We start from the raw sequence: 21,390 nt of genomic DNA on the forward strand, positions 1-21,390 counted from the left end.
GGAAAAAATCTAATTGAAAATTTTTATTTAAATCTGTAAACGCCAGTATATATCAATTAATGCTAAAATTTCAGTAGTTTTAATTAATGTCTAATTCCACTGAAATATAAAGGGTGCCTGAGAACTAAAGCCATAACAACATCTAAAAGGGCGGGAGTAAAAACCTCCCGCCTGAGGTTGCCTTACCTGTTGCTGGATTCGTAAGCCATAATTGCCGCAACCTCTGTATTACCTCGTTTGACATGGAGCTTACAGAGTGAACCCCTTGTTATCCATGTGAACAGGAGTAATGTCACACAAATAATGATCAAACTAAATATTGCGATTTTTTGCGGCTTCATCACCTTCTCTCCTTGCTTTTTGTCAGGTAAGAGGCTAGCCTTATGTTGTTCAGCATTAGGAGTAGCCTCATTTCGATTTATAGTCGGATGGGGCTTTTCTCTTCCTGCCTGGAATATAATGCTCAAGACAGAAAGTCTCAAGCACCCGGAGGCAGTATACTTTTATTGATATAAGATGCAACATCTTGAAAATATTTATTATAGTCAAGTAATACCTTTGAATTAAATTAACCAGTCAGTATAGCTATTAATAAAAAATAAAGGAATGTTGGAAGTGGAATATATATATCCTATGGATTTCAAGATGCATCGCGACGGTAAGGGAGCGAATCCCCGGGAGCATAGGTAACTATGTGACCGGGGTAAGTGAGTGCAGCCAACAAAGAGGCAACTTGAAAGATAACGGGTATAGATAAAATTGTTTCTTAATGCGTTTAATTAATTGCCTCAATTAAACAGAAATTCTATTTGCATATATTATCATCATAATGGCAACCTTCATTCTGTACTTTCGGTTAACTATATCAGTTTTGTCTGACTGGCTTTTATTTTTATACTGGGGATGGAGCCATTCTCCTGTGTCTCTGAAAGCTCGCATTAATAGTGCTTTTGATGAACTTTTTGTGCTTTTGTCTTACGCCAATAAGTACAAAATAGCACAATTGATCAAACTAATAATTTATAGATAAAACAGTAAATTAAAGATATACCTTCATATGAAATGAACATAAATCATCGCATTTGTATAAAATTCGATCTGATTAAGGTATATCCTCTTAAAACAAATGGTTGAAGTGATAAAGGTTATCATTACCATTATACGGGAAGTAGAGTCCTCCGATAACGGCGGCAAAAATGACCATAGAACAAATGTGAGGTCAACTATGACAAATAGTGTTGAAACCTTTTCTCTGAATGAAACTGCATGGCAAGGAATCACCATCACCGCGAGAGCTGCAGAGCAGATCCTAAAGTTGATGCAGCAAAACCCACAAAGCAAAGGATTATATCTGGGGGTTAAGCAATCGGGATGTGCCGGCTTTGGCTATGTGTTTGAGATGGTTAACGATCCGGCACCTGATGATCTAAGGTATGAAGATGAAGGTGCATGTCTATATGTTCCTCTGAAAGCCATGCCATTTATTGATGGTACTGAAGTGGATTTTGTTCGTGAAGGTTTAAATCAGATATTTAAATTCAATAATCCAAAAGCACAACATGCCTGTGGGTGTGGTGAAAGCTTTGGTATATAAGTGTACCAATATATGTCTCAGAGCAATGTAGAAATCAGTGATGATGTGCAGACTTGGCTTAGCGATCATCGTTATAAAGAAGGCTTCTTTACTCAGGTAGCGACGGATGAGTTAGCTAAAGGTTTGAGTGAAGAGGTTGTGCGGGCCATTTCCGCAAAACGCAATGAGCCCGTATGGATGCTTGAATTTCGGCTGGAGGCTTATCGCCATTGGCTAGGAATGGAAGAGCCTCATTGGTTGAAAGCCCATTATCCCAATCTTGATTACCAAGACTACAGTTACTATTCAGCACCTTCATGCGGTGCTTGTGGTGATAGTTGCAATTCACAATCTGGTGCTGTTCAAGGGACAGGAGCGGAGCAAGCTAATAGCTATTTAACCGCAGAAATTGAAGAAGCATTTGATAAGTTGGGTGTTCCTGTCCGGGAAGGTGAAGCTGTTGCGGTAGATGCTATTTTTGACTCCGTTTCTGTTTCAACGACCTATCGGGATAAGTTAGCGAAAGAAGGGATTATTTTCTGCTCATTTAGTGAAGCGATACAGGAATATCCCGGATTGGTCCGTAAATACCTCGGCAGTGTGGTTGCAAGCCATGATAACTTTTTTGCCGCGTTGAATGCCGTGGTGGCTTCTGATGGTACTTTTGTTTATGTGCCAAAAGGCGTTCGATGCCCAATGGAACTGTCCACCTATTTCCGTATCAACGCTGCGAAAACGGGACAATTTGAGCGCACTATCCTGATTGCTGATGAAGGCAGTTATGTCAGCTATATAGAAGGATGCTCTGCACCGGTGCGTGATAGCTATCAGCTTCATGCCGCTGTTGTCGAAGTGATTATCCATAAAGATGCCGAAGTAAAATATTCCACGGTACAAAACTGGTTTTCCGGTGGTGATAGTGCCGGGGGGATTCTCAACTTTGTCACTAAAAGAGCATTATGTGAAGGCGAAAATGCCAAAATGTCTTGGACTCAATCGGAAACAGGTTCCGCAATTACCTGGAAATATCCCAGTGTGATCCTGAAAGGGGATAACTCGATTGGAGAGTTTTTCTCCGTTGCGCTGACTAACGGTACTCAACAGGCAGATACCGGTACCAAGATGATCCACATTGGCCGTAATACCAAATCGACCATTATTTCAAAGGGCATTTCTGCCGGTCGTAGTCAGAACAGTTATCGTGGGCTGGTTAAAATATTACCGGGAGCAGAAAACGCTCGTAACTATACCCAATGTGACTCCATGTTGATTGGTACTGAATGTGGCGCGCATACATTCCCTTATGTAGAAGTACAGAACAATACGGCGCAACTGGAGCATGAAGCGACAACCTCCCGCATTGGTGAAGATCAATTGTTCTATTGCTTGCAACGTGGCATCAGTGAAGATGATGCGATTTCCATGATTGTTAATGGATTCTGTAAGGATGTGTTCTCTGAACTTCCCCTGGAATTTGCTGTTGAAGCACAAAAATTGCTGGCGATCAGCCTTGAACACAGCGTCGGATGAATTTTCTCGGTTTCCCTTTTTTATGACAGAACGTTAAGTCGTTCGAAGGCATGTAATATGTTAAGTATTAAAAATTTACGAGTCAGTGTTGAAGGTAATGAAATCTTAAAAGGATTAAATCTTGAAGTTAAACCGGGTGAAATTCATGCCATTATGGGGCCAAATGGTTCCGGTAAAAGTACATTATCAGCAACGTTAGCTGGCCGTGAAGAGTATGAAATCGATGATGGTGAAATCACCTTTAAAGGCAAAGATTTACTTGGATTTGAGCCAGAAGAGCGAGCCGGCGAGGGGATTTTCCTGGCGTTTCAATATCCGGTAGAAATTCCGGGTGTCAGTAATCAATTTTTCCTGCAAACCGCAGTGAACGCTGTTCGCCAATATCGCTATCAGGAGCCGCTGGATCGCTTTGATTTTGCCGATTTTATCGAAGAAAAAATTGAATTGTTGGATATGCCGCCGGATTTGCTGACACGTTCAGTCAATGTCGGCTTTTCCGGTGGTGAGAAAAAGCGTAATGATATTCTGCAAATGGCCGCGCTGGAACCGACACTCTGTATTCTGGATGAGACAGATTCAGGGCTGGATATTGATGCATTGAAAATTGTGGCTAATGGTGTGAATTCTCTACGTGATCCAAATCGTTCATTCATTATTGTGACCCATTACCAACGTATTTTGGATTATGTGAAACCTGATTTTGTGCATGTGCTTTATCAGGGAAGAATAATTAAATCCGGTGATTTCAGTCTGGCGAAAAAGTTGGAGGAGCAAGGTTATGGCTGGCTTATTGACCAACAGTGAAAAAGCTGAAAAGGTGCGGCAGGTTGCAGAACGTAATCAGCAAGCATTAGCACGTTTTGCTGATTTGTACCACAGCCGTCATGGTGAGGATTCATCTCATGCCAGTTTGCATTGGCAGAAAGCCATTAAAACCGGTTTTCCTCAATTCAGACATGAAGATTGGCGTTATACGCCGTTGGATAAATTGTTAAATCAGCAATACAGCAGCAAAACTTGGGAATTGACAGTAGCACAATGCGAACAACTGGCGATTCCAATGGATTGTTGGCGTGTCGTTATGGTGGATGGTTGTTTTTCACCTTTACTGAGTTCCTGTGAATTTGGGCCATATCAGCTCAGTTTACTGGATAACAAAAGTGGGCTTCCGGCACCGATACAGGGTGAGATTTTTCTGCATTTGACAGAGAGTTTGGCTCAACAACCTTTGGTTATTACGTTAAAGGCTGGGCAAGTGGCAGAAAAGCCGCTGTACCTGCTGAATATAACCAGTGGTCACAGTAGTGAAGCATTGAATAGTAGTCATTACCGCTACCACATTGCCGTAGGCACGAATGCGAGTGCCAGCGTGATTGAACATTTCGTCAGTATTGATAGACAACAACCTCATATGACAGGAAGCCGATTAACTGCGGAAGTGGGGGATAATGCCCATTTCGCCCATATAAAACTGGGGGTTGAGAACAGTGCAAGCTATCACTTTGCCCATAACGATATTGTGATTGGTCGTGATGCTCAAGTAAAAAGCACCAGCTTTTTATTAGGCTCAGGGCTTGGCCGACACAATACCAGTGTTAAGTTGAATGGCGAAGGGGCCAATCTGTCGTTGAACAGCTTACTGTTGCCGCAAGGAAAAGAGGTCGCCGATACTCGTACTTATTTGGAACATAATAAGGGGCATTGTGAAAGCCGTCAGTTGCATAAAACCATTGTGATGGAGCAGAGCAAAGCGGTATTTAACGGCATGATTAAAGTGGCTCCTCATGCATTGAAAACTGACGGACAAATGACCAATAACAATTTGTTGTTGGGCAAACAGGCAGAAGTGGATACCAAACCCCAACTGGAAATTTACGCTGATGATGTGAAATGCAGTCATGGTGCAACCGTTGGTCGGATAGATGAAGAACAACTGTTTTATCTGCAATCACGCGGTATCGAACGACGTGATGTAGAGCATATGATGGTATTTGCTTTTGCTGCTGAGCTAACTGAATCTATTGAAGATGAATCCCTGAAGGCCGTTGTTATGAAACATATTAAGCACCGTTTAGAGAGAGTGGAAAGATGACTTTTTCTGTAAAAAAGGTGCGGCAAGATTTCCCGGTGTTAACTCAACGGGTTAATGGGCATCCATTGGTTTATCTTGATAGTGCTGCCAGCACTCAGAAGCCGGTTTCGGTTATTGAACGAGAAAGTGAATTTTATTTGCACCAGTATGCGGCAGTTCACCGGGGAATTCATACCCTGAGCTCTGCGGCTACTCGGATGGTTGAAAATGTGCGCTACCAGATGGCGCAATTTATTCATGCTCAAAGTCATGAAGAGATTGTCTTCGTTAAAGGTACGACAGAAGGGATTAACCTGATTGCTAACAGTTATGGCCGCAAGTTTATCAATAATGGCGATAATATTGTTATTACTGAAATGGAACATCACGCCAATATTGTTCCGTGGTATATGCTGGCAGAACAGATTGGGTTTGAAATTAGAGTATGGCCATTGAATGAGAATGGCGAGTTGGATCAAGTCGTCTTAGCCTCTTTGATTGATTCACGGACTAAATTACTCTCTTTTACTCACCTCTCTAATGTGCTTGGTACAGTGAATCCTGTACGTCAAATCATAAAACAGGCAAGAAAACTAGCTAATGAGCAGGGGAGTCGGTTGCATATTCTAGTCGATGGTGCTCAGGCCATTATGCATCAGCAAGTTGATGTGCAGGATCTGGACTGCGATTTCTATGTTTTTTCCAGTCACAAATTATATGGCCCAACAGGCATTGGTGTGCTTTATGGGCGTAAATCCCTGCTGGATGCTATGCCACCTTGGGAAGGGGGTGGCGCGATGATAAAACAGGTTAGCCTGCAAAAGGGGATAACCTATGCGGAACCACCGTGGCGATTTGAAGCGGGAACCCCAAATATTACGGGAATTATTGGGCTTGGTGCTGCTGTCGATTATGTCACTTCACTTGGGCTGGATGAAATTCAGCAACATGAACAGGCACTGATGGATTATGCAATGGCACGGCTGAAAGAGGTCAGAACCCTGAAATGGTATGGTCCTGAGCAACGTCAGGGGGTTATTGCTTTCAACCTTGGCCGACATCATGCTTATGATGTGGGAAGTTTCCTTGATCAATATGGAATAGCGATCCGTACCGGGCATCATTGTGCCCTTCCTTTGATGGAACATTATCACGTTTCCAGCATGTGTAGGGCCTCATTGGCGATTTATACTACGCAAGAAGATATTGATGCGCTTGTTGTTGCATTGCAGAGAATAGAATTGTTACTGGGTTGAACTAGTTATAGATCAAAAGAGTGATAAGGAAAAAGTCATGGCAAGTTGGCCCGACACAAATAAGTTGTTACGTAATTTTTCCCGTTGCCAGAATTGGGAAGAAAGATATCTCTATATGATTGAATTGGGGGCGAGGTTGCCTCCTCTTACTGATGAACAACGCCAACCTGAGAATTTAATCGCAGGTTGCCAGAGTCAGGTGTGGATACTGCTAAGAACAAATCACCAAAATAAAGTGGAATTTATTGGTGATAGTGATGCCGCTATTGTTAAAGGGTTGGTTGCGATTGTCTTTATCTTGTTTCAGGATAAAACACCCCAGGAGATTCTGGATTTGGATGTAACTGAATATTTTGGCAAATTATCTTTGGAGCAACATCTGACTCTCTCACGCACGCAGGGGTTACATGCGATGATATGTGCTATCCGAAACAGGGCAAGTAAAATGGTTTAAATACCAGTCTTACGCGTTTCTATAGCTACTGATAATATATACGGCCAATAAGGCTTCAACCTTTTATACCCGTTATCTTTCAAGTTGCCTCTTTGTTGGCTGCACTCGCTCACCCCGGTCACATAGTTCGCTATGCTCCCGGGGATTCGCTCCCTTGCCGTCGCGATGCATCTTGAAATCCATAGGGTATATACTTAAATTTATTCGATAACATTCAGAAGTCATTCCAGGAAGCAAGCATGAAACGAGTTTTAACGTTTATTGGCGTGTTATTGTTAAGTGGGTTAGCTAACACCGTTAGCGCCACAGAATATATTTTGCCAGCGGCGGCCAATAGCCGTTTAATTGGCGAAAATACGACATTGGTCGTACCCGATGATGGACGTTCTTTAGAGGCCATTGCTGCCGAATATGAAATTGGTTTACTGGCAATGCTGGAAGCTAATCCAGGTACCGACCCTTATTTGCCTGCTCAGGGTTCTGAACTGATTATTCCATCACAAATGTTGTTGCCTGATACACCGAGGCAGGGGATTGTGATTAACCTAGCAGAACTCAGACTCTACTATTTCCCTAAAGAGAAAAACAAAGTCATCGTTTATCCTATTGGTATTGGGCAACTCGGTCGTAATACGCCAGTGATGACAACATCTGTTAGTCAGCTAATTAAAGATCCAACTTGGACGCCGACTAAGAATATCCGTAAACATTATGCTGAACAGGGGGTTATCTTACCTGCGGTTGTTCCTGCTGGTCCGGAAAACCCAATGGGCGCATTTGCGTTGCGCTTAGCTGCTGGGCGCGGAGAATACTTGATCCACGGCACAAATGCTGATTTTGGTATCGGTATGCGGGTGAGTTCCGGTTGTATCCGTTTACGTCCTGATGATATTGAAACGTTGTTCAACACAGTGCCCCGTGGAACGCGAGTACAGATTATCAATGAGGCGGTTAAGTATTCTGTAGAACCAAATGGTAAGCGTTATATTGAAGTACATCAGCCATTGTCTAAAAAAGAGGATGATGATCCACAGACATTACCTATTGTCCGCTCAGCCGATTTGAACAAGTTCATTGATAATAGCAAGACAGATAAGAATATTGTTGAACAAGCGATGGTACGTCGTTCTGGTATGCCGGTGCTGGTAAGTAAAGGCATAGAGTCTGAAACACAACAGGAGTTGCGAGAAGAGAATATCGTACAGGTGGAAGATGATGATGTTAAAGGTGTAGAACAAGCGGTGAATAAAGATGTATCTGAACCGTTTAAATTACCACCGTTATATCAACCTGGGCCAATCTATCGGGAAAATTAATATTTTATTGCGGACAAAGAAGCCTGCAAATATTTATCTAACAGAATCCGATGATAAAAAATGGCGCACAGATGGACTGTGCGCCATTTTTGTACATAATTACAAAAAATTATTTTTTGTAGGAACGAACTTGATTATCCAGACGCTGATTCGCACGAGCTGCATCGTCTTTAGCGGCTTGAATGTCAGTACGTACTGCGTTCACGTCATTGCTCAGTTGATCAACTTTTGCATTCAGAGTCTGAATATCAGAAGTCAGTTGGTCAACCTTAGCAGTGCTTGAACAACCAGCCAACAGAGTAGAAGCCAGAACTACTGCACCCAGTACAATTTTAGTACGATTCATTATAATACCCTCTAGATTTAAGTTAATCTCCAAGTAGCCATGTAAGTATTACACAAAGTTTTTTAGAAAGAGAATAAATTTTTATCATGAAAACCAATTATTTCAATTTTTCTCTTTAGTGAGCAGATAATTTTCATCTAAATGTAAAAAAACAAAACCGTTGAGTAACATTTTAATCAAAAAAAGCCTATTCCGTGAGGGAATGATATTCTTCGAAATAATTTTAGTTAAAAATTCTTATAAATAAAAAATACAACATTTTGGACATCTTGCATCTATTGAACCATCGGGACATCTATTTAATGAAGCCATTTTTTATACATAAATTTAGGGTTTCTCTTAAAACAAATTTGTTAACTGAATCTTATTGTAGATGAATAACTTGACAATGTTCAGGTTGAATCCTAGGCTCAAATTCAAACTGGTAAGAGGAGTTTGTTATGTTAACTGATCAATCTAACGAATATTTTAACATCAGCATTGACAACGGAGTCGCCCATTTACAACTCAGTCGTCCTGAAAAGGCAAATAGTTTGGCGCTTGGGTTTTGGAAACGATTTCCTGAAACAGTAGAGCAACTCAGTCGTTCAGGTAAAGTGCGGGCAATGGTGATTTCTGCACAGGGAAACACATTTTGTGGTGGGCTTGACTTGCAAATCTTTGCCTCTAGCAAAGAGGCTAATACGACTAATCCTAATGAGCGGGAAGCGATGCAGTTCAGCTTATTGCAAATGCAAGAGGCGATAAGCGTATTGGAGCATGCACGATTCCCCATTATTGCCGCAGTACAAGGCGCTTGTCTTGGTGCAGGTTTTGATTTAATTGCTGCGTGCGATTTTTGTTTTGCTGCTGAAAATGCGAAGTTTCGTATAGAAGAAACCAATATTGGTATGATGGCTGACTTAGGTATTCTTCAACGTTTGCAACATTTGATCCCTGGTGGTGTGGCTCGCTATCTTGCTCTGACTGGGGATACGCTGAGCGCGGTTCAGGCTCATGATTTGGGGCTGGTGGTAAAGGTGTTCCCTTCTACGGAAACACTAATCGAAGGCGCTCTCGCGACTGCTCGGCGTATTGCTGATCGGCCTCCAGTGGCTATTAACGGGGTTAAACGGGCTATGCTTTATAGCCGTGATCATGGTGTCTATGAATCGTTGCAACAAACAGCACTTTTGCAAGCTTCGATTTTTAGTCGTCAAGATATCCTGTGCTCGATCCAAGCGAAAACGACGGGAACAAAAGGCGAGTTCCAGAACTTAAGCGAAGTCGGTAAAGCTTTCGATGAGCCATGATCAAGGCAAAGATGTTGATGATATGTAAAGAGGGTTCTCCACAAATGATGTAGTGCTGGAAAATATTATCATTGTTGAGAGTTAAGCCGTTTTTTGACCACGAGAAAACAGAGAATGGCATTATTATTAATATTAACTAGCATAAAATGAAAAGAAATCTGTGAGTATGATGATTGGGAAAGTAATTTGGTATTGCGACATATTGGCGGAGAAAATCAGATATTCAATATCCTGAAACACCGCTATATTTATGGTGTTTCAGAAATAAAGCGACCTATTAAATTAAAGTACGTGAACAGACGATGTATTGGTTGTGCCGCTTGGAACTAGGGCGCCAGATACCATAACCACGATTTCACCTTTCTTCGCCAGGCCACTTGCTAACGCCGCTTCTTTACCAATGCGGTAGAAATCATCGGTAGAGGCGATTTCTTTAACAATTTGGGTAAAAACACCCTTAACAAGTAGTAATTGGTGGGCAGTCACTTCATTAGTGGTTAATGCCAAAATAGGGGCTCCAGGGAAGTACTTACGAATGGATTTGGCAGACTTACCGCCATAGGTTGCGACCACAATCAGAGGGGCTTCCAGTTTTTCTGCTGTTTCAACAGCGCCACGACACACCGCTTCGGTTACGCGCAGGTTACGGCAATGGACGGCTTCGATACGGCTTGGCATAACGCGGTCTGTACGTTCACAAATCGTTGCCATGATAGTCACTGCTTCTATTGGATATTTGCCTTTTGCACTTTCACCAGAAAGCATAACCGCATCAGTACCATCCAAAATAGCGTTAGCGACGTCACCAGCTTCCGCACGGGTAGGGCGCGGGTTTTTAATCATGGAATCGAGCATTTGAGTTGCAGTGATAACAACTTTGCGAGCGATATTACATTTTTGAATCATCTTCTTCTGGGCGAAGATCACTTCTTCAACTGGAATTTCAACGCCCAGATCACCACGAGCAACCATGATCCCGTCAGAAACTTCCAGAATTTCATCAAAATTGTTCAGACCTTCTTGATTTTCAATCTTAGAGATGATTTGAATATTTTCACCGCCGTGCGCTTTCAGATGTTCACGGATTTTCAGAACATCGGAGCGTTTGCGGATAAAAGAAGCGGCGACGAAATCAACACCTTGTTGGCAACCAAAGATCAAATCTTGCTTATCTTTTTCAGCCAGGGCAGGCAGGCTGATGGAAATACCTGGCAGATTAACACCTTTATTTTCCCCCAAGTCACCGTTATTCAAAACTTGGCAAATGACCTCTGACTTAGTGACCTCTTTAACTGTCATGCCGATCAAGCCGTCATCAACTAGCACGGTATTACCGGGAGCCAGATCCGCAGGGAAGCCATTGTAAGTGACAGCAACACGGTCTTTATTACCGATAACGGAAGTGTCAGTAGTAAAAGTGAAGGTCTGACCTGCGGTTAGAGAGACATCGTTACCGCCTTCCAGTTTCATAGTTCGGATTTCAGGGCCTTTAGTATCCAGCAAAATAGCGGCTTGTTTACCTATCTTAGTCATAACTGAACGGATATTTTGAATACGCTGGCCGTGCTCTTCATAGTCTCCGTGTGAAAAGTTGAGGCGCATAACATTCATGCCAGCATTCAACAGTTCGGCTAGTTTTTCTTCGGATTCTGTTTTTGGTCCGATAGTACAAACAATTTTAGTTTTTTTCATGACAATCTATCTACAGGTTTTAATTGGATAAAATAGTGAATCGCCAACTTTATGGTTTGCGCAGATACCATGTGGTGTTGAACGTTGCGCAACATCATTAAGAACAAGTGGCGGGGAAGACATGCGGTGTTTTTCGTGTGAGGTTAGGCACATGTAATTATGCGAGCTTATACATACGATAATCTGTAACTTTTCCGTGTTCGGCAAATCAATAAGCTGAAACCATTCAACTCTAAATTGCGCCGTATTATAGAGACTTATTTCTGTGAAATGAATCAAAAAATGATTATACCCGTCATCTTTCAAGTTGCCTCTTTGTTGGCTGCACTCGCTCACCCCGGTCACATAGTTTGCTATGCTCCCGGGGATTCACTCCCTTGCCGTCGCGATGCATCTTGAAATCCATAGGGTATATATGAATTAATTATAACGGTAAACAGGAAAAATGATGCAGATCTTAACAGAGAAGAGTTATCGCGCATTGCTCAAACTGTCTGTAAACAAACAACAGTGTATTTTGACGTGGGAAATAAATTAAGCAAAACCAAGAAAAGAGATAATAAAAACAAGAAGATCCATCTGTAGACTTGGTGCGTCCGAGTGGACTCGAACCACCGACCCCCACCATGTCAAGGTGGTGCTCTAACCAACTGAGCTACGGACGCACTGTAAACCGATGTAATCACTACGCAATTGGTGCGTCCGAGTGGACTCGAACCACCGACCCCCACCATGTCAAGGTGGTGCTCTAACCAACTGAGCTACGGACGCAATCTAAATTGCATTGGTGACAACGGGGACGAATATTAACGGTGAGCTAGCCTTCTGGCAAGGGGAATAATACAAATTATTGTTCAACTGTTCGTATTTGCATCTGTCACAGTGAGTTTGTCGTTTATTCCAACAGTTAAGTATTCATCCCCGGCTTTATAGTAAAGTAAATTAGCGGGTTGAATGTTGTAAAATTACCTCATCTGGTTGTTTTTGTGTCCATGAAATACGGGCAAATATCATTACTGCTGATGCAGTCAGGCCAATAATAAAGCCGATCCAGAACCCTTGTGGCCCCATAGCGGGTACAATATAGTCGGTTAATCCCAAGATATAACCGCTTGGTAGCCCCAGAATCCAGAAAGCGATAAAAGTGATATAAAAGATAGAACGCGTATCTTTATATCCACGTAAAACACCAGCCCCTACCACTTGTATGGCATCAGATAATTGGTAAAGCGCGGCAAATAGCATCAGATGTGATGCCATGGTGATAACTTCAGGATTGTCGTTATACATCAAGGCGATCGGCTCTCGCAGAATGATAGAAAAAGTTGCGGTTAAACAAGCAAATACCAAACCAACCATAATTCCGGTATAGGCTGATATCCGGGCATTCTCGATAGATTTTTTCCCCAAATTATAGCCAACGCGGATAGTGGTTGCTGCGGCCAAAGATATTGGGAACATAAACATTAATGAACTAAAATTTTGTGCAATTTGGTGCCCTGCAACAGCAGTAACGCCTAAAGGAGAGATCAGTAATGCCACTATGGCAAATAATGTAATTTCGAAAAATACTGCCATCGCAATAGGTAAGCCGAGAGCTGAAATGCGTTTCAAAATATGCCATTCTGGTGCGGCGAAGCGATGTTTAGGGCGGATATCCCTTTGTGATGATGCACGTTTCACATACCAACGCATTAGTAGGAACATGACCCAGTAAACGCTGGCGGTAGCAACACCACAGCCGACACCACCTAAAGCGGGCGCGCCAAATTTACCATAAATGAATATGTAGTTAATCGGAATATTAATCAATAATCCTAAAAAACTAATTACCATGCCTGGTTTGGTTTTCGATAAACCTTCACATTGATTACGCAGTACCTGATAAAACAGATAGCCCGGCGCACCCCACATTATTGCGTGGATAAATCCAACCGCTTTTTCTGCCAAAAGTGGATCTATATTGTGTTGCCTGTCAATCAGGAACTTGCTGTTGTATAGAATAGCAATAATGATAATGGAGAGAAAAATCGCCAGCCAGAATCCTTGCTGAGTTTGGTTAGCAATGAGATTCCTGCGACCAGAACCGTTCATTTGCGCAATAATGGGTGTTAAAGCTAATAGTAAGCCGTAACCAAATAAGATAACGGGCAGCCAGATCGAGGTGCCAACAGCAACCGCGGACATATCTGTTGCACTGACGCTACCCGCCATAACGGTGTCCACAACCCCCATTGCAGTTTGTGAAAATTGAGCAATAATGACGGGAATCCCAAGAGCGAGCAAACTACGCGCTTCTTTTAAATACTTCTGCACGCATTACACCTTTTTTATTAAAGTAGAAAATATTAAGAAAGACATCTGTATATAAGAAACGATTTTCGAAAAATCAACCGCTTACTAACCGGAGTATTGTATCTATTTAATACTATATTGCAATAATAATGCTGAGTTTATATTCAAATGATCAGGTGGTATTTATCAATGACAACTTGATATAAACTAATTAATAATTATACACAGTCATTAAGAGGTTCTTCTATGTTTACGGGCATCGTTCAGGGAAAAGCACCCTTGGTTGCTATTGATGAAAAAAGTAATTTTCGGACTCATGTTGTTAAATTCCCGGCTGAATTATTGCCAGGTATTGAAACAGGGGCGTCAGTTGCCAATAACGGTTGTTGTCTGACGGTAACCAAAATAGAAGGCGATGAGATTAGTTTCGACTTGATGAAAGAGACTCTACGTCTGACTAATCTTGGTGATTTACAGCCAGGGGATTATGTGAACCTGGAGCGGGCGGCTAAATTTGGGGATGAAATTGGTGGACATTTGATGTCCGGTCATATCATCACGGTTGCTGAGATAGCTAAAATTTTCACTTCAGAAAATAATCATCAAATATGGTTCCGTATCCATGATAAGCAATTAATGAAATATATCTTGCATAAAGGATTTATCGGCATCGACGGAATTAGCCTGACAATTGGCGATGTGGTTAATAATCGTTTTTGTGTTCACCTTATTCCTGAAACACTGGAACGTACGACATTAGGTAAGAAACGTCTTGGTCAGAGGGTTAATATTGAGATTGATTCACAAACTCAAGCGATTGTTGATACTGTGGAGCGTGTTCTTGCTCAGAAAGAGCGGGAACAGGTTGTCTCTCAGCAACCGGAGACATTCATGGAAGAATGCGCAATAAATGAGGAGCGATAGGCGGACTCCGATTGTCGCTTTCGAACAGAATTAACCGTGTGCTAAAAGGGAGCATTGAACCCATCGATGCTCCTTTTTGTGATTTGTGTTGCAGTGTTTTGTATATTATGTTAACTAATATAATTAATATTGTTATTATTGTGTTAATGCCCTTTCTCGTAAAGTGCAGGTTAATCCCCGTGATGATATTTTTAGAGGCTACTTTTTTATGGAAAACCCGATTGAGTTAGATGAATGGCTTGAAGAACCTACACACGATGATGCTGTTGAAATGATGAATGCACAAGCTGTTGTACCTTTTGGTACCGCACTTTGGCCTTAACGGTTTTTTATAATTAAGGTTCTTTATATACCCAATGGATTTCAAGATGCATCGCGACGGCAAGGGAGTGAATCCCCGGGAGCATAGGTAACTATGTGACCGGGGTGAGCGAGTGCAGCCAACAAAGAGGCAACTTGAAAGATAACGGGTATAATAAATAGATAAGTAAGGGGAATCGCCCCTTACTTAAAAATAAACAGGATTGTCCTCATGGATAAAAGTCTTGAGAATATGTATCGTTGTTTATCATATCATCCTGCGATTTCGGGTAAAGTAAGAAATGATGAATGTATAAAAATATTTATCGGATCTGATACTGAGCATAGCGATATTGCGCAAAAGATGCATGTGCATAAGAAGAGTTTCGATGTAAAGTCTGATTTTGCTTTTTTAGAAAAAACATCACCGAACGATGTAAAACAAAAAATATCTGATTGTGATTTGTTTATTTTTCTTTACGCATCATCAACATTAAAGAATGCATCTCCACAAGGGCCAGAATATCTAACCAAAATAAGAAGCTTTATTACTGAATCATGGAAGAAATCTGTATTGTTTAAAGATTATGGCCCGCATTTCATTGAAGCATTCAGCGAGCCACCAGCATCAATAACAGAAAGGAACAAAAAACTTATTGAATTATCAAGTCGATCACAGAAGATTCAATATACAGATAATAAAGGGAACTCGATTGTAGGTTATTTAGAAAAAGACCATAAGTGGACTTCCATTGATGGCAGTGGAAATATTGATGTTATTCCTGGGGAAATAGCAAGCCATATAAAGAGCCTTAACGGTAGTGTCAGCTTTAGTGGTACTTTTTTGAGTACGGCCCCCTTTGCCATAAAGTATGGGGTTGTCAATGATATGATGACTATAAATATAAAAGAGGGTGAAATTATTGGGTTTGATTGCGAAAATGATGAATTTAGTCGGGATTTTAATTTATACCTAAACCATAATCACGGAAACCGAATTGTTGAAGAGTTTGGTATTGGGACTAACATGGGTGTGAAAGCGCTTTATGGCAGAAATGCTGGTTTTGAAGAACGACATCCTGGTTTACATCTTGGTTTGGGTGGTGGTGTAAAAGGGAGTCATCATTTAGATTTGATATTTTCTGGTGGAAAAATAGCATTTGATCAAACAGTCTTCTTTGATAATGGTTATGTGAATGATTTCCGTTAGTGAAAAACAGAGCGATCTTTTTAAAGTTAGCATAGGAATTTCCCTTTTAATATTTAGAGTTAAACATGGATATGTTTGTTACATTGACTATACCCAATGGATTTCAAGATGCATCGCGACGGCAAGGGAGAGAATCCCCGGGAGCATAGCAAACTATGTGACCGGGGTGAGCGAGTGCAGCCAACAAAGAGGCAACTTGAAAGATAACGGGTATAAAAGCTACAGTGGAAACCTGTAGCTTTTGGTTAATTATCGGGCTACTCGTAACCCGCCTTCAATACCTTTTAGACTGAATATGATCTGCCACAATTGGATATCGCGAGCACGAAATGCACCTGCACAGGCATTCAGATAATAGCTAAACATGCGTTTAAATGTTGGACTATAGTTATTTTCTATTTCAGGCCAGCAGGCAATAAATCTTTCATGCCAGGTCATCAATGTGCGGTCATAATCTGCGCCAAAGTTATGCCAATCTTCCATAACAAAACGGCTTTTGCTGGTGTGGGCTATTTGCTCAATAGAAGGCAGGCAGCCATTAGGAAAAATATATTTGCTGATCCACGGGTCAGCACTGACTTTAGCTTTGTTGGAACCAATAGTATGTAGCAGGAATAAGCCATCAGGTTTTAGGTTTCTTTGAACAACGTCGAAGTAAGTTGCATAATTTTTAGGTCCAACGTGTTCAAACATACCGACAGAAACAATTTTGTCGAACTGTTCATGTAAATCCCGATAGTCTTTCAAAATGATCTTTACATCTAGATTCTTACATTGTTTCTGTGCATATTTCTGTTGTTCGGCTGAAACAGTGATACCTGTTACGGAAACACCATAATTTTTAGCCGCATAAGCCGATAGCCCACCCCAACCACAGCCAATATCCAGCAGAGTCATACCTGGAGAGAGTGCTAATTTCTCGCAGATGAGTTTCAACTTATCAAGCTGAGCTTGTTCCAGTGTTTTAGCTTGTTTCCAGTATCCGCAGGAATATTGCATATAAGGGTCAAGCATACGGGTAAAAAGATCATTTCCTAAATCATAATGTTGATGACCGACAATCCATGACCGTTTTGGCGTTTGCAGATTACGTAAGCGGGTTATTGCGATTCTCAGCGTGTCTTTGAAATTATTAGGCATTTTATTTTCTAATCCAGCGAGTAAAACGCGATAAAAGAAAATATCCAACCGCTCACAATCCCACCAGCCATCCATATAACTTTCACCTAATCCCATCGAACCTTGTTGTAAAACTCTTTTATAGAAATTAGGGTTTTTTATCTGGATATCATAAGGATTGTGACCATTAATTTGAATACCGGTTTCTTCTAGCATCTCATTGGTAATTCTCTGCCAGGAGTTAATGGCTGTTTTCGGGTTTTCAATACAGGGTGAACTCATATACTCTCCAACGTTAGGGTGATGGAATATTGAGGAGCTCGTTTTAGCTAGCAAAGCAGGATGCTAAGACGCAAAATGCAAAAAATAACAAAGAATCAAAGTAAAAAACCTTAAAGATGACTAATCCATGAGTTTAATGGGGGCAGTCATTGCTCCTGAAAACCTCAAATTCCAGGTTATTTATAATAGGGAACATCTTGAGTATAAAAGCGTAAAATTGTTTTATCAATTAATAAATAAAGGCTGCGATTAATTGGTAATTAGCAGCCTTTATTGAGATAATAATTTGATTAATATCAAGAATTTTGTTCAATTATGTGAATGTGGCGATCAGCGTTTTTTTTCCACTGCATAAAATATCCTAATGTCATTGGAACAACGGTAGAAACCATGACAGTTGTTGTGGATATGAGAGGATTGATGATAAATGCTGATACAATTAGGCTGGCAATAAAACAGAGCCCTAATTGAAGCGTGTTTTGTAATGCAGTAGCTTTCCCACTGTCTTGTGGATAAGCGGATAAAGCGTTTGCTACTGCAATTGGGTATAACGCACCATTCATTGCAGCCATAAAGCAAAAAGGTACCAAAATGGTGAATAGAGTTGGCTCGCTAAATTTTGCAATTAAATAGAGCACAATCATACTGACAGCATAGCCAATTAACAGATAAGGGAAAATAATATCACTTTTTATTTTGGCTAAAATACTGCGGCATCCATAACCTCCAACGATAAAGGCCAGTGTTTGAGGGATATAACTCAGACCGATGTCATCTGGGGTATATCCCATCTCACCGAGAATCGAAGGTGAGCCTGTTAACCAAGCAAAAAAGCCGGCGCTGCATGATGCAAATATCAGAACATTGCCACTAAATAGCGGTGATTTTAATAGCGTAAGGAAAGAGACATTATTTGTTTGCGCTTGAGTTTCACGGTTTTTGCGATTTTCTTGCAAGAACAGAGTAAAAAACAACAGTAATAATGTAATTGTCAGTAAGACTAGGAAAATCATGCGCCAGCCGCCATGTTGTAACAGCCAAGCTCCCATCAAGGGCGCCAGGGCAGGGGAGAGCGCAACCAGAGGCATAATCGTTGCAAAAACACGTTTGGTACGATTGGCCTCATAACGATCAATAACTAATGCTTGCCATGAGACTGCGGCTGAACAAACACCTATGGCTTGGATAAAACGCAAAACTAAAAGTTGGGTAGCGTCTGTTACCCACATCATCCCCAGACAGCCAATAGAAAACAGGGATAGTCCGGTGATGATAATCGGCTTTCTGCCAAAGCGATCTGAAAGAGGTCCCCACAAAAGTTGAGCGAAGGCGAAACCTGCAAGAAAGATGCTTAGGCTGGCACTGATTGCTTCTGCCGATGTATCTAATTCTTGTTGCATAGTGCCGAATGCTGGCAGATACATATCAATGGCCAGATAACCTAGCATACTCAAGCCTGCAAGGTAGAACATGAACTGACTTGAGTTTTTCATTTGATTACTCTCTTTGAATGTCATGATTGAAATAATTTGCAGTGATGGATAGATAACAATATTGACACATATTCTATATGTCGTGATTTTTACTTGTGAAATGGTAATATTTGCATAGTGCTGTGAAAAAAATTGAAAGGTAAAATTATGTGGTCAGAATATTCACTTGAAGTTGTGGATGCGGTTGCCAGAACAGGCAGTTTTAGTGCCGCTGCATCGGAGCTTCACCGTGTCCCTTCTGCGATCAGTTATACCGTAAGACAACTGGAAGAGTGGCTTGCTGTTTCGTTGTTTGAGCGTCGTCATCGGGATGTAGAATTAACTGAGGCAGGCGCTATTTTTATCAAAGAAGCTCGCTCTGTTATCAAAAAAATGATTGATACTCGTCACCAGTGTCAACAAGTTGCAAACGGCTGGAGAGGGCAATTTAGTATTGCTATTGATCTCGTTGTCAAACCAGAACGTAGTTGCCAGCTTATTCTTGATTTCTACCACCATTTTCCTGATATAGAACTTTTTATTCATCAGGAAGTGTTTAATGGTGTGTGGGATGCGCTGGTGAATAGTCAAGTTGATGTTGCAATTGGTGCAACCCGGGCGGCTCCAGTCGGAGAAAGGTATAGTTTCCGAGATATGGGGTTTATGCCCTGGTTATGTGTGGTTAGCGCTGACCATGCGCTAACCCAGTTGCCGGGTCCGTTATCTGATGATCAAATGCGGCCTTATCCAAGTTTGTGTCTTGAAGATACATCCCGTAATTTACCGAAGCGTGACACTTGGAATCTGGATAATCAGCGCCGGTTGGTGGTTCCTGATTGGGAGTCCGGTCTGTCTTGTCTAAACGAAGGGTTATGTGTAGGAATGGTGCCTAAGCATAGGGCAATGCCGCTTATTCGGCAGAATAAACTAACCGTGCTGGAACTGGAACAGCCTTTACCAGACAGTCCATGTTGTTTGGCATGGGTTCAAAACAGCCATTCTCCAGCATTAAGTTGGCTGCTTGACTATCTTGGCGATAGTGAAACTCTTAATGCTGAATGGCTTCAAGATGAATAAAACGAATTAACGACGATAGTCGATAAATGGACCATCCACGACAGAACGTCGCTCAACCAAACGTGGATGTACTTCAATAGTTTGTGCATCTTCACGTTTATTGATTATTCTGTCCAGTAACATGGAAAAGGCCATCTGCCCCAGTCGTTCTTTTGGTTGATGAATGGTGGTCAATGCCGGAGAGAAATAACGAGCGTTGCGTATATTGTCATAACCGATGACAGAAATATCCTGTGGGACGCGTAATCCTAATTCATCAGCAGCACAAATCGCCCCCATAGCCATAACATCTCCGCCGCAGAAAACCGCAGTCGGGCGCTGTTTTTGATTCAAGATTTGATGCATGGCTTTATAGCCCGATTCTGGTTCAAAATCCCCCTGAATAACCCATTCTTCTCTGATCGGAATGTTGGCTTCTTTTAACGCCTTTAAGAATCCTTGATGACGACCACCACCGGTATTTCGTGCCAGAGGGCCGGGGATCGCGCCAATATCACGATGACCACGTTCGATAAGATAACGACCAGCTAGATAACCGCCGTGGAATGCATTATCAATAATAGTATCGGTGAAATCACTTCTGGCCTGTCCCCAATCCATGACGACCATTGGAATATTGCGATAATCTTCCAACATTCCCAACAACTGTTCCGGGTATTCTGAACACATAATTAGCAGTCCATCCACACGTTTTTGTGCCAGCATGGCTAGATAGGCTTTCTGTTTATCAATGTTATTGTGTGAGTTACATAAAATCAGCGTATAGCCTTTGCTATAACAACTGTTTTCAACAGCCTCAATGACTTCAGCAAAATAGGGGGCTTCACTGGACGTTGCCAGTAATCCGATCGATTTTGTGTGGTTAACTTTCAGACTGCGGGCAACGGCACTGGGTGAATAATTCAGTGCCTTAATAGCAGTCCAAACAGCAGCTTTAGTATCTTCAGCGACGAAGCGGGTTTTATTAATAACATGGGATACGGTGGTGGTTGAGACGCCAGCGTGCTTAGCCACATCTTTGATCGTTGCCATGAGGTGAAAGACTCCTGACCTTTTGGTCTAAATTTAAAACGCTTTGTTAATCGCTTGCTAGCCCTTTACATAGAAGGACTAGCAATAAGTTAGCGATAAATCCTGGATTTTGTCTGATCTGGCTCAAAAGTGAAAGCAATAATCAGTGT

General features: G+C 41.6%; 18 protein-coding genes and 2 tRNA genes. 11 read left to right on the forward strand and 9 right to left on the reverse strand.

Features of this window, described 5'->3' with window-relative positions; translation table 11 throughout:
- Window positions 1-182: 182 nt before the first annotated feature.
- Entirely contained in the window at window positions 183-341 is a 159-nt protein-coding gene (locus AACQ83_RS00410; RefSeq protein ID WP_112875903.1) for a Hok/Gef family protein, read from the reverse strand.
- Between the two features lie 884 nt (window positions 342-1,225).
- On the opposite strand from AACQ83_RS00410, the gene sufA reads away from it, so the two are divergent.
- The 7 genes from sufA (at window position 1,226) to AACQ83_RS00445 (ending at window position 8,200) form a co-directional block, all read left to right on the forward strand.
- The gene (sufA, locus tag AACQ83_RS00415; protein WP_112875761.1) at window positions 1,226-1,594 is read left to right on the forward strand and encodes a Fe-S cluster assembly scaffold SufA; all 369 of its coding nucleotides are present in this window, start codon (window positions 1,226-1,228) and stop codon (window positions 1,592-1,594) included.
- Window positions 1,595-1,606: 12 nt separating this feature from the next.
- A complete protein-coding gene (sufB, locus tag AACQ83_RS00420; RefSeq protein WP_112875762.1) occupies window positions 1,607-3,103 on the forward strand; it encodes a Fe-S cluster assembly protein SufB in 1,497 nt (498 codons plus the stop codon).
- A gap of 57 nt (window positions 3,104-3,160) precedes the next feature.
- Complete coding sequence (gene sufC, locus AACQ83_RS00425) at window positions 3,161-3,907, forward strand: Fe-S cluster assembly ATPase SufC (protein WP_112875763.1); 747 nt, start codon at window positions 3,161-3,163, stop codon at window positions 3,905-3,907.
- A complete protein-coding gene (gene sufD / locus AACQ83_RS00430) occupies window positions 3,882-5,195 on the forward strand; it encodes a Fe-S cluster assembly protein SufD (RefSeq protein ID WP_112875764.1) in 1,314 nt (437 codons plus the stop codon). Before sufC ends, sufD begins: the two co-directional genes overlap by 26 nt.
- Window positions 5,192-6,430, forward strand: a complete 1,239-nt coding sequence (sufS, locus tag AACQ83_RS00435; protein ID WP_112875765.1) for a cysteine desulfurase SufS — start codon at window positions 5,192-5,194, stop codon at window positions 6,428-6,430. Before sufD ends, sufS begins: the two co-directional genes overlap by 4 nt.
- 37 nt (window positions 6,431-6,467) lie before the next feature.
- Entirely contained in the window at window positions 6,468-6,884 is a 417-nt protein-coding gene (sufE, locus tag AACQ83_RS00440; protein WP_112875766.1) for a cysteine desulfuration protein SufE, read from the forward strand.
- Window positions 6,885-7,123: 239 nt separating this feature from the next.
- Window positions 7,124-8,200 (forward strand): L,D-transpeptidase family protein, encoded by a 1,077-nt coding sequence (locus AACQ83_RS00445; RefSeq protein ID WP_112875767.1) that lies wholly within the window; start codon window positions 7,124-7,126, stop codon window positions 8,198-8,200.
- Window positions 8,201-8,309: 109 nt separating this feature from the next.
- Here AACQ83_RS00445 and AACQ83_RS00450 read toward each other — a convergent pair whose 3' ends face one another.
- A complete protein-coding gene (locus AACQ83_RS00450; RefSeq protein WP_036805405.1) occupies window positions 8,310-8,546 on the reverse strand; it encodes a major outer membrane lipoprotein in 237 nt (78 codons plus the stop codon).
- 440 nt (window positions 8,547-8,986) lie between these two features.
- On the opposite strand from AACQ83_RS00450, the gene AACQ83_RS00455 reads away from it, so the two are divergent.
- Entirely contained in the window at window positions 8,987-9,838 is an 852-nt protein-coding gene (locus tag AACQ83_RS00455; protein WP_112875768.1) for an enoyl-CoA hydratase-related protein, read from the forward strand.
- A 282-nt stretch (window positions 9,839-10,120) separates the two neighbouring features.
- On the opposite strand, the gene pykF is transcribed toward AACQ83_RS00455, so the two are convergent.
- The 4 genes from pykF to AACQ83_RS00475 all read right to left on the reverse strand — a co-directional run bounded on the left by pykF (window position 10,121) and on the right by AACQ83_RS00475 (window position 13,846).
- On the reverse strand, window positions 10,121-11,530 hold the full coding sequence (pykF, locus tag AACQ83_RS00460) for a pyruvate kinase PykF (protein ID WP_112875769.1): 1,410 nt from the start codon (window positions 11,528-11,530) through the stop codon (window positions 10,121-10,123).
- Window positions 11,531-12,118: 588 nt separating this feature from the next.
- Window positions 12,119-12,195: transfer RNA gene (locus AACQ83_RS00465), tRNA-Val, on the reverse strand.
- Between the two features lie 29 nt (window positions 12,196-12,224).
- A tRNA-Val gene (locus tag AACQ83_RS00470) sits at window positions 12,225-12,301 on the reverse strand.
- A 171-nt stretch (window positions 12,302-12,472) separates the two neighbouring features.
- Window positions 12,473-13,846: an MATE family efflux transporter gene (locus AACQ83_RS00475; RefSeq protein ID WP_112875770.1), complete on the reverse strand. Its 1,374-nt coding sequence runs from the start codon at window positions 13,844-13,846 to the stop codon at window positions 12,473-12,475.
- Between the two features lie 225 nt (window positions 13,847-14,071).
- On the opposite strand from AACQ83_RS00475, the gene AACQ83_RS00480 reads away from it, so the two are divergent.
- A complete protein-coding gene (locus AACQ83_RS00480) occupies window positions 14,072-14,749 on the forward strand; it encodes a riboflavin synthase subunit alpha (RefSeq protein ID WP_112875771.1) in 678 nt (225 codons plus the stop codon).
- A gap of 532 nt (window positions 14,750-15,281) precedes the next feature.
- A complete protein-coding gene (locus AACQ83_RS00485; protein ID WP_112875772.1) occupies window positions 15,282-16,259 on the forward strand; it encodes a leucyl aminopeptidase in 978 nt (325 codons plus the stop codon).
- A 249-nt stretch (window positions 16,260-16,508) separates the two neighbouring features.
- Here AACQ83_RS00485 and cfa read toward each other — a convergent pair whose 3' ends face one another.
- Entirely contained in the window at window positions 16,509-17,660 is a 1,152-nt protein-coding gene (cfa, locus tag AACQ83_RS00490; protein WP_112875773.1) for a cyclopropane fatty acyl phospholipid synthase, read from the reverse strand.
- 296 nt (window positions 17,661-17,956) lie between these two features.
- On the reverse strand, window positions 17,957-19,153 hold the full coding sequence (gene punC / locus AACQ83_RS00495) for a purine nucleoside transporter PunC (RefSeq protein ID WP_112875774.1): 1,197 nt from the start codon (window positions 19,151-19,153) through the stop codon (window positions 17,957-17,959).
- Between the two features lie 147 nt (window positions 19,154-19,300).
- On the opposite strand from punC, the gene punR reads away from it, so the two are divergent.
- The gene (gene punR / locus AACQ83_RS00500) at window positions 19,301-20,209 is read left to right on the forward strand and encodes a DNA-binding transcriptional activator PunR (RefSeq protein ID WP_112875775.1); all 909 of its coding nucleotides are present in this window, start codon (window positions 19,301-19,303) and stop codon (window positions 20,207-20,209) included.
- 6 nt (window positions 20,210-20,215) lie between these two features.
- Here the strand turns inward: punR and purR are convergent, their stop codons facing one another.
- Window positions 20,216-21,241 (reverse strand): HTH-type transcriptional repressor PurR, encoded by a 1,026-nt coding sequence (gene purR / locus AACQ83_RS00505; protein ID WP_112875776.1) that lies wholly within the window; start codon window positions 21,239-21,241, stop codon window positions 20,216-20,218.
- Window positions 21,242-21,390: the final 149 nt, after the last annotated feature.

The organism is Photorhabdus sp. S10-54 (assembly GCF_963878145.1).
Taxonomy (GTDB): domain Bacteria; phylum Pseudomonadota; class Gammaproteobacteria; order Enterobacterales; family Enterobacteriaceae; genus Photorhabdus; species Photorhabdus kayaii.

Coding starts and splice junctions, on each gene's coding strand:
- sufB (WP_112875762.1), top strand. CDS start 1,607: ATGTCTCAGAGCAATGTAGAAATCAGTGATGATGTGCAGACTTGGCTT.
- sufC (WP_112875763.1), top strand. CDS start 3,161: ATGTTAAGTATTAAAAATTTACGAGTCAGTGTTGAAGGTAATGAAATC.
- cfa (WP_112875773.1), bottom strand. CDS start 17,660: ATGAGTTCACCCTGTATTGAAAACCCGAAAACAGCCATTAACTCCTGG.
- AACQ83_RS00455 (WP_112875768.1), top strand. CDS start 8,987: ATGTTAACTGATCAATCTAACGAATATTTTAACATCAGCATTGACAAC.
- purR (WP_112875776.1), bottom strand. CDS start 21,241: ATGGCAACGATCAAAGATGTGGCTAAGCACGCTGGCGTCTCAACCACC.
- pykF (WP_112875769.1), bottom strand. CDS start 11,530: ATGAAAAAAACTAAAATTGTTTGTACTATCGGACCAAAAACAGAATCC.
- AACQ83_RS00410 (WP_112875903.1), bottom strand. CDS start 341: ATGAAGCCGCAAAAAATCGCAATATTTAGTTTGATCATTATTTGTGTG.
- AACQ83_RS00445 (WP_112875767.1), top strand. CDS start 7,124: ATGAAACGAGTTTTAACGTTTATTGGCGTGTTATTGTTAAGTGGGTTA.
- sufE (WP_112875766.1), top strand. CDS start 6,468: ATGGCAAGTTGGCCCGACACAAATAAGTTGTTACGTAATTTTTCCCGT.
- AACQ83_RS00480 (WP_112875771.1), top strand. CDS start 14,072: ATGTTTACGGGCATCGTTCAGGGAAAAGCACCCTTGGTTGCTATTGAT.
- sufA (WP_112875761.1), top strand. CDS start 1,226: ATGACAAATAGTGTTGAAACCTTTTCTCTGAATGAAACTGCATGGCAA.
- punR (WP_112875775.1), top strand. CDS start 19,301: ATGTGGTCAGAATATTCACTTGAAGTTGTGGATGCGGTTGCCAGAACA.
- sufS (WP_112875765.1), top strand. CDS start 5,192: ATGACTTTTTCTGTAAAAAAGGTGCGGCAAGATTTCCCGGTGTTAACT.
- AACQ83_RS00450 (WP_036805405.1), bottom strand. CDS start 8,546: ATGAATCGTACTAAAATTGTACTGGGTGCAGTAGTTCTGGCTTCTACT.
- sufD (WP_112875764.1), top strand. CDS start 3,882: ATGGCTGGCTTATTGACCAACAGTGAAAAAGCTGAAAAGGTGCGGCAG.
- punC (WP_112875774.1), bottom strand. CDS start 19,153: ATGAAAAACTCAAGTCAGTTCATGTTCTACCTTGCAGGCTTGAGTATG.
- AACQ83_RS00485 (WP_112875772.1), top strand. CDS start 15,282: ATGGATAAAAGTCTTGAGAATATGTATCGTTGTTTATCATATCATCCT.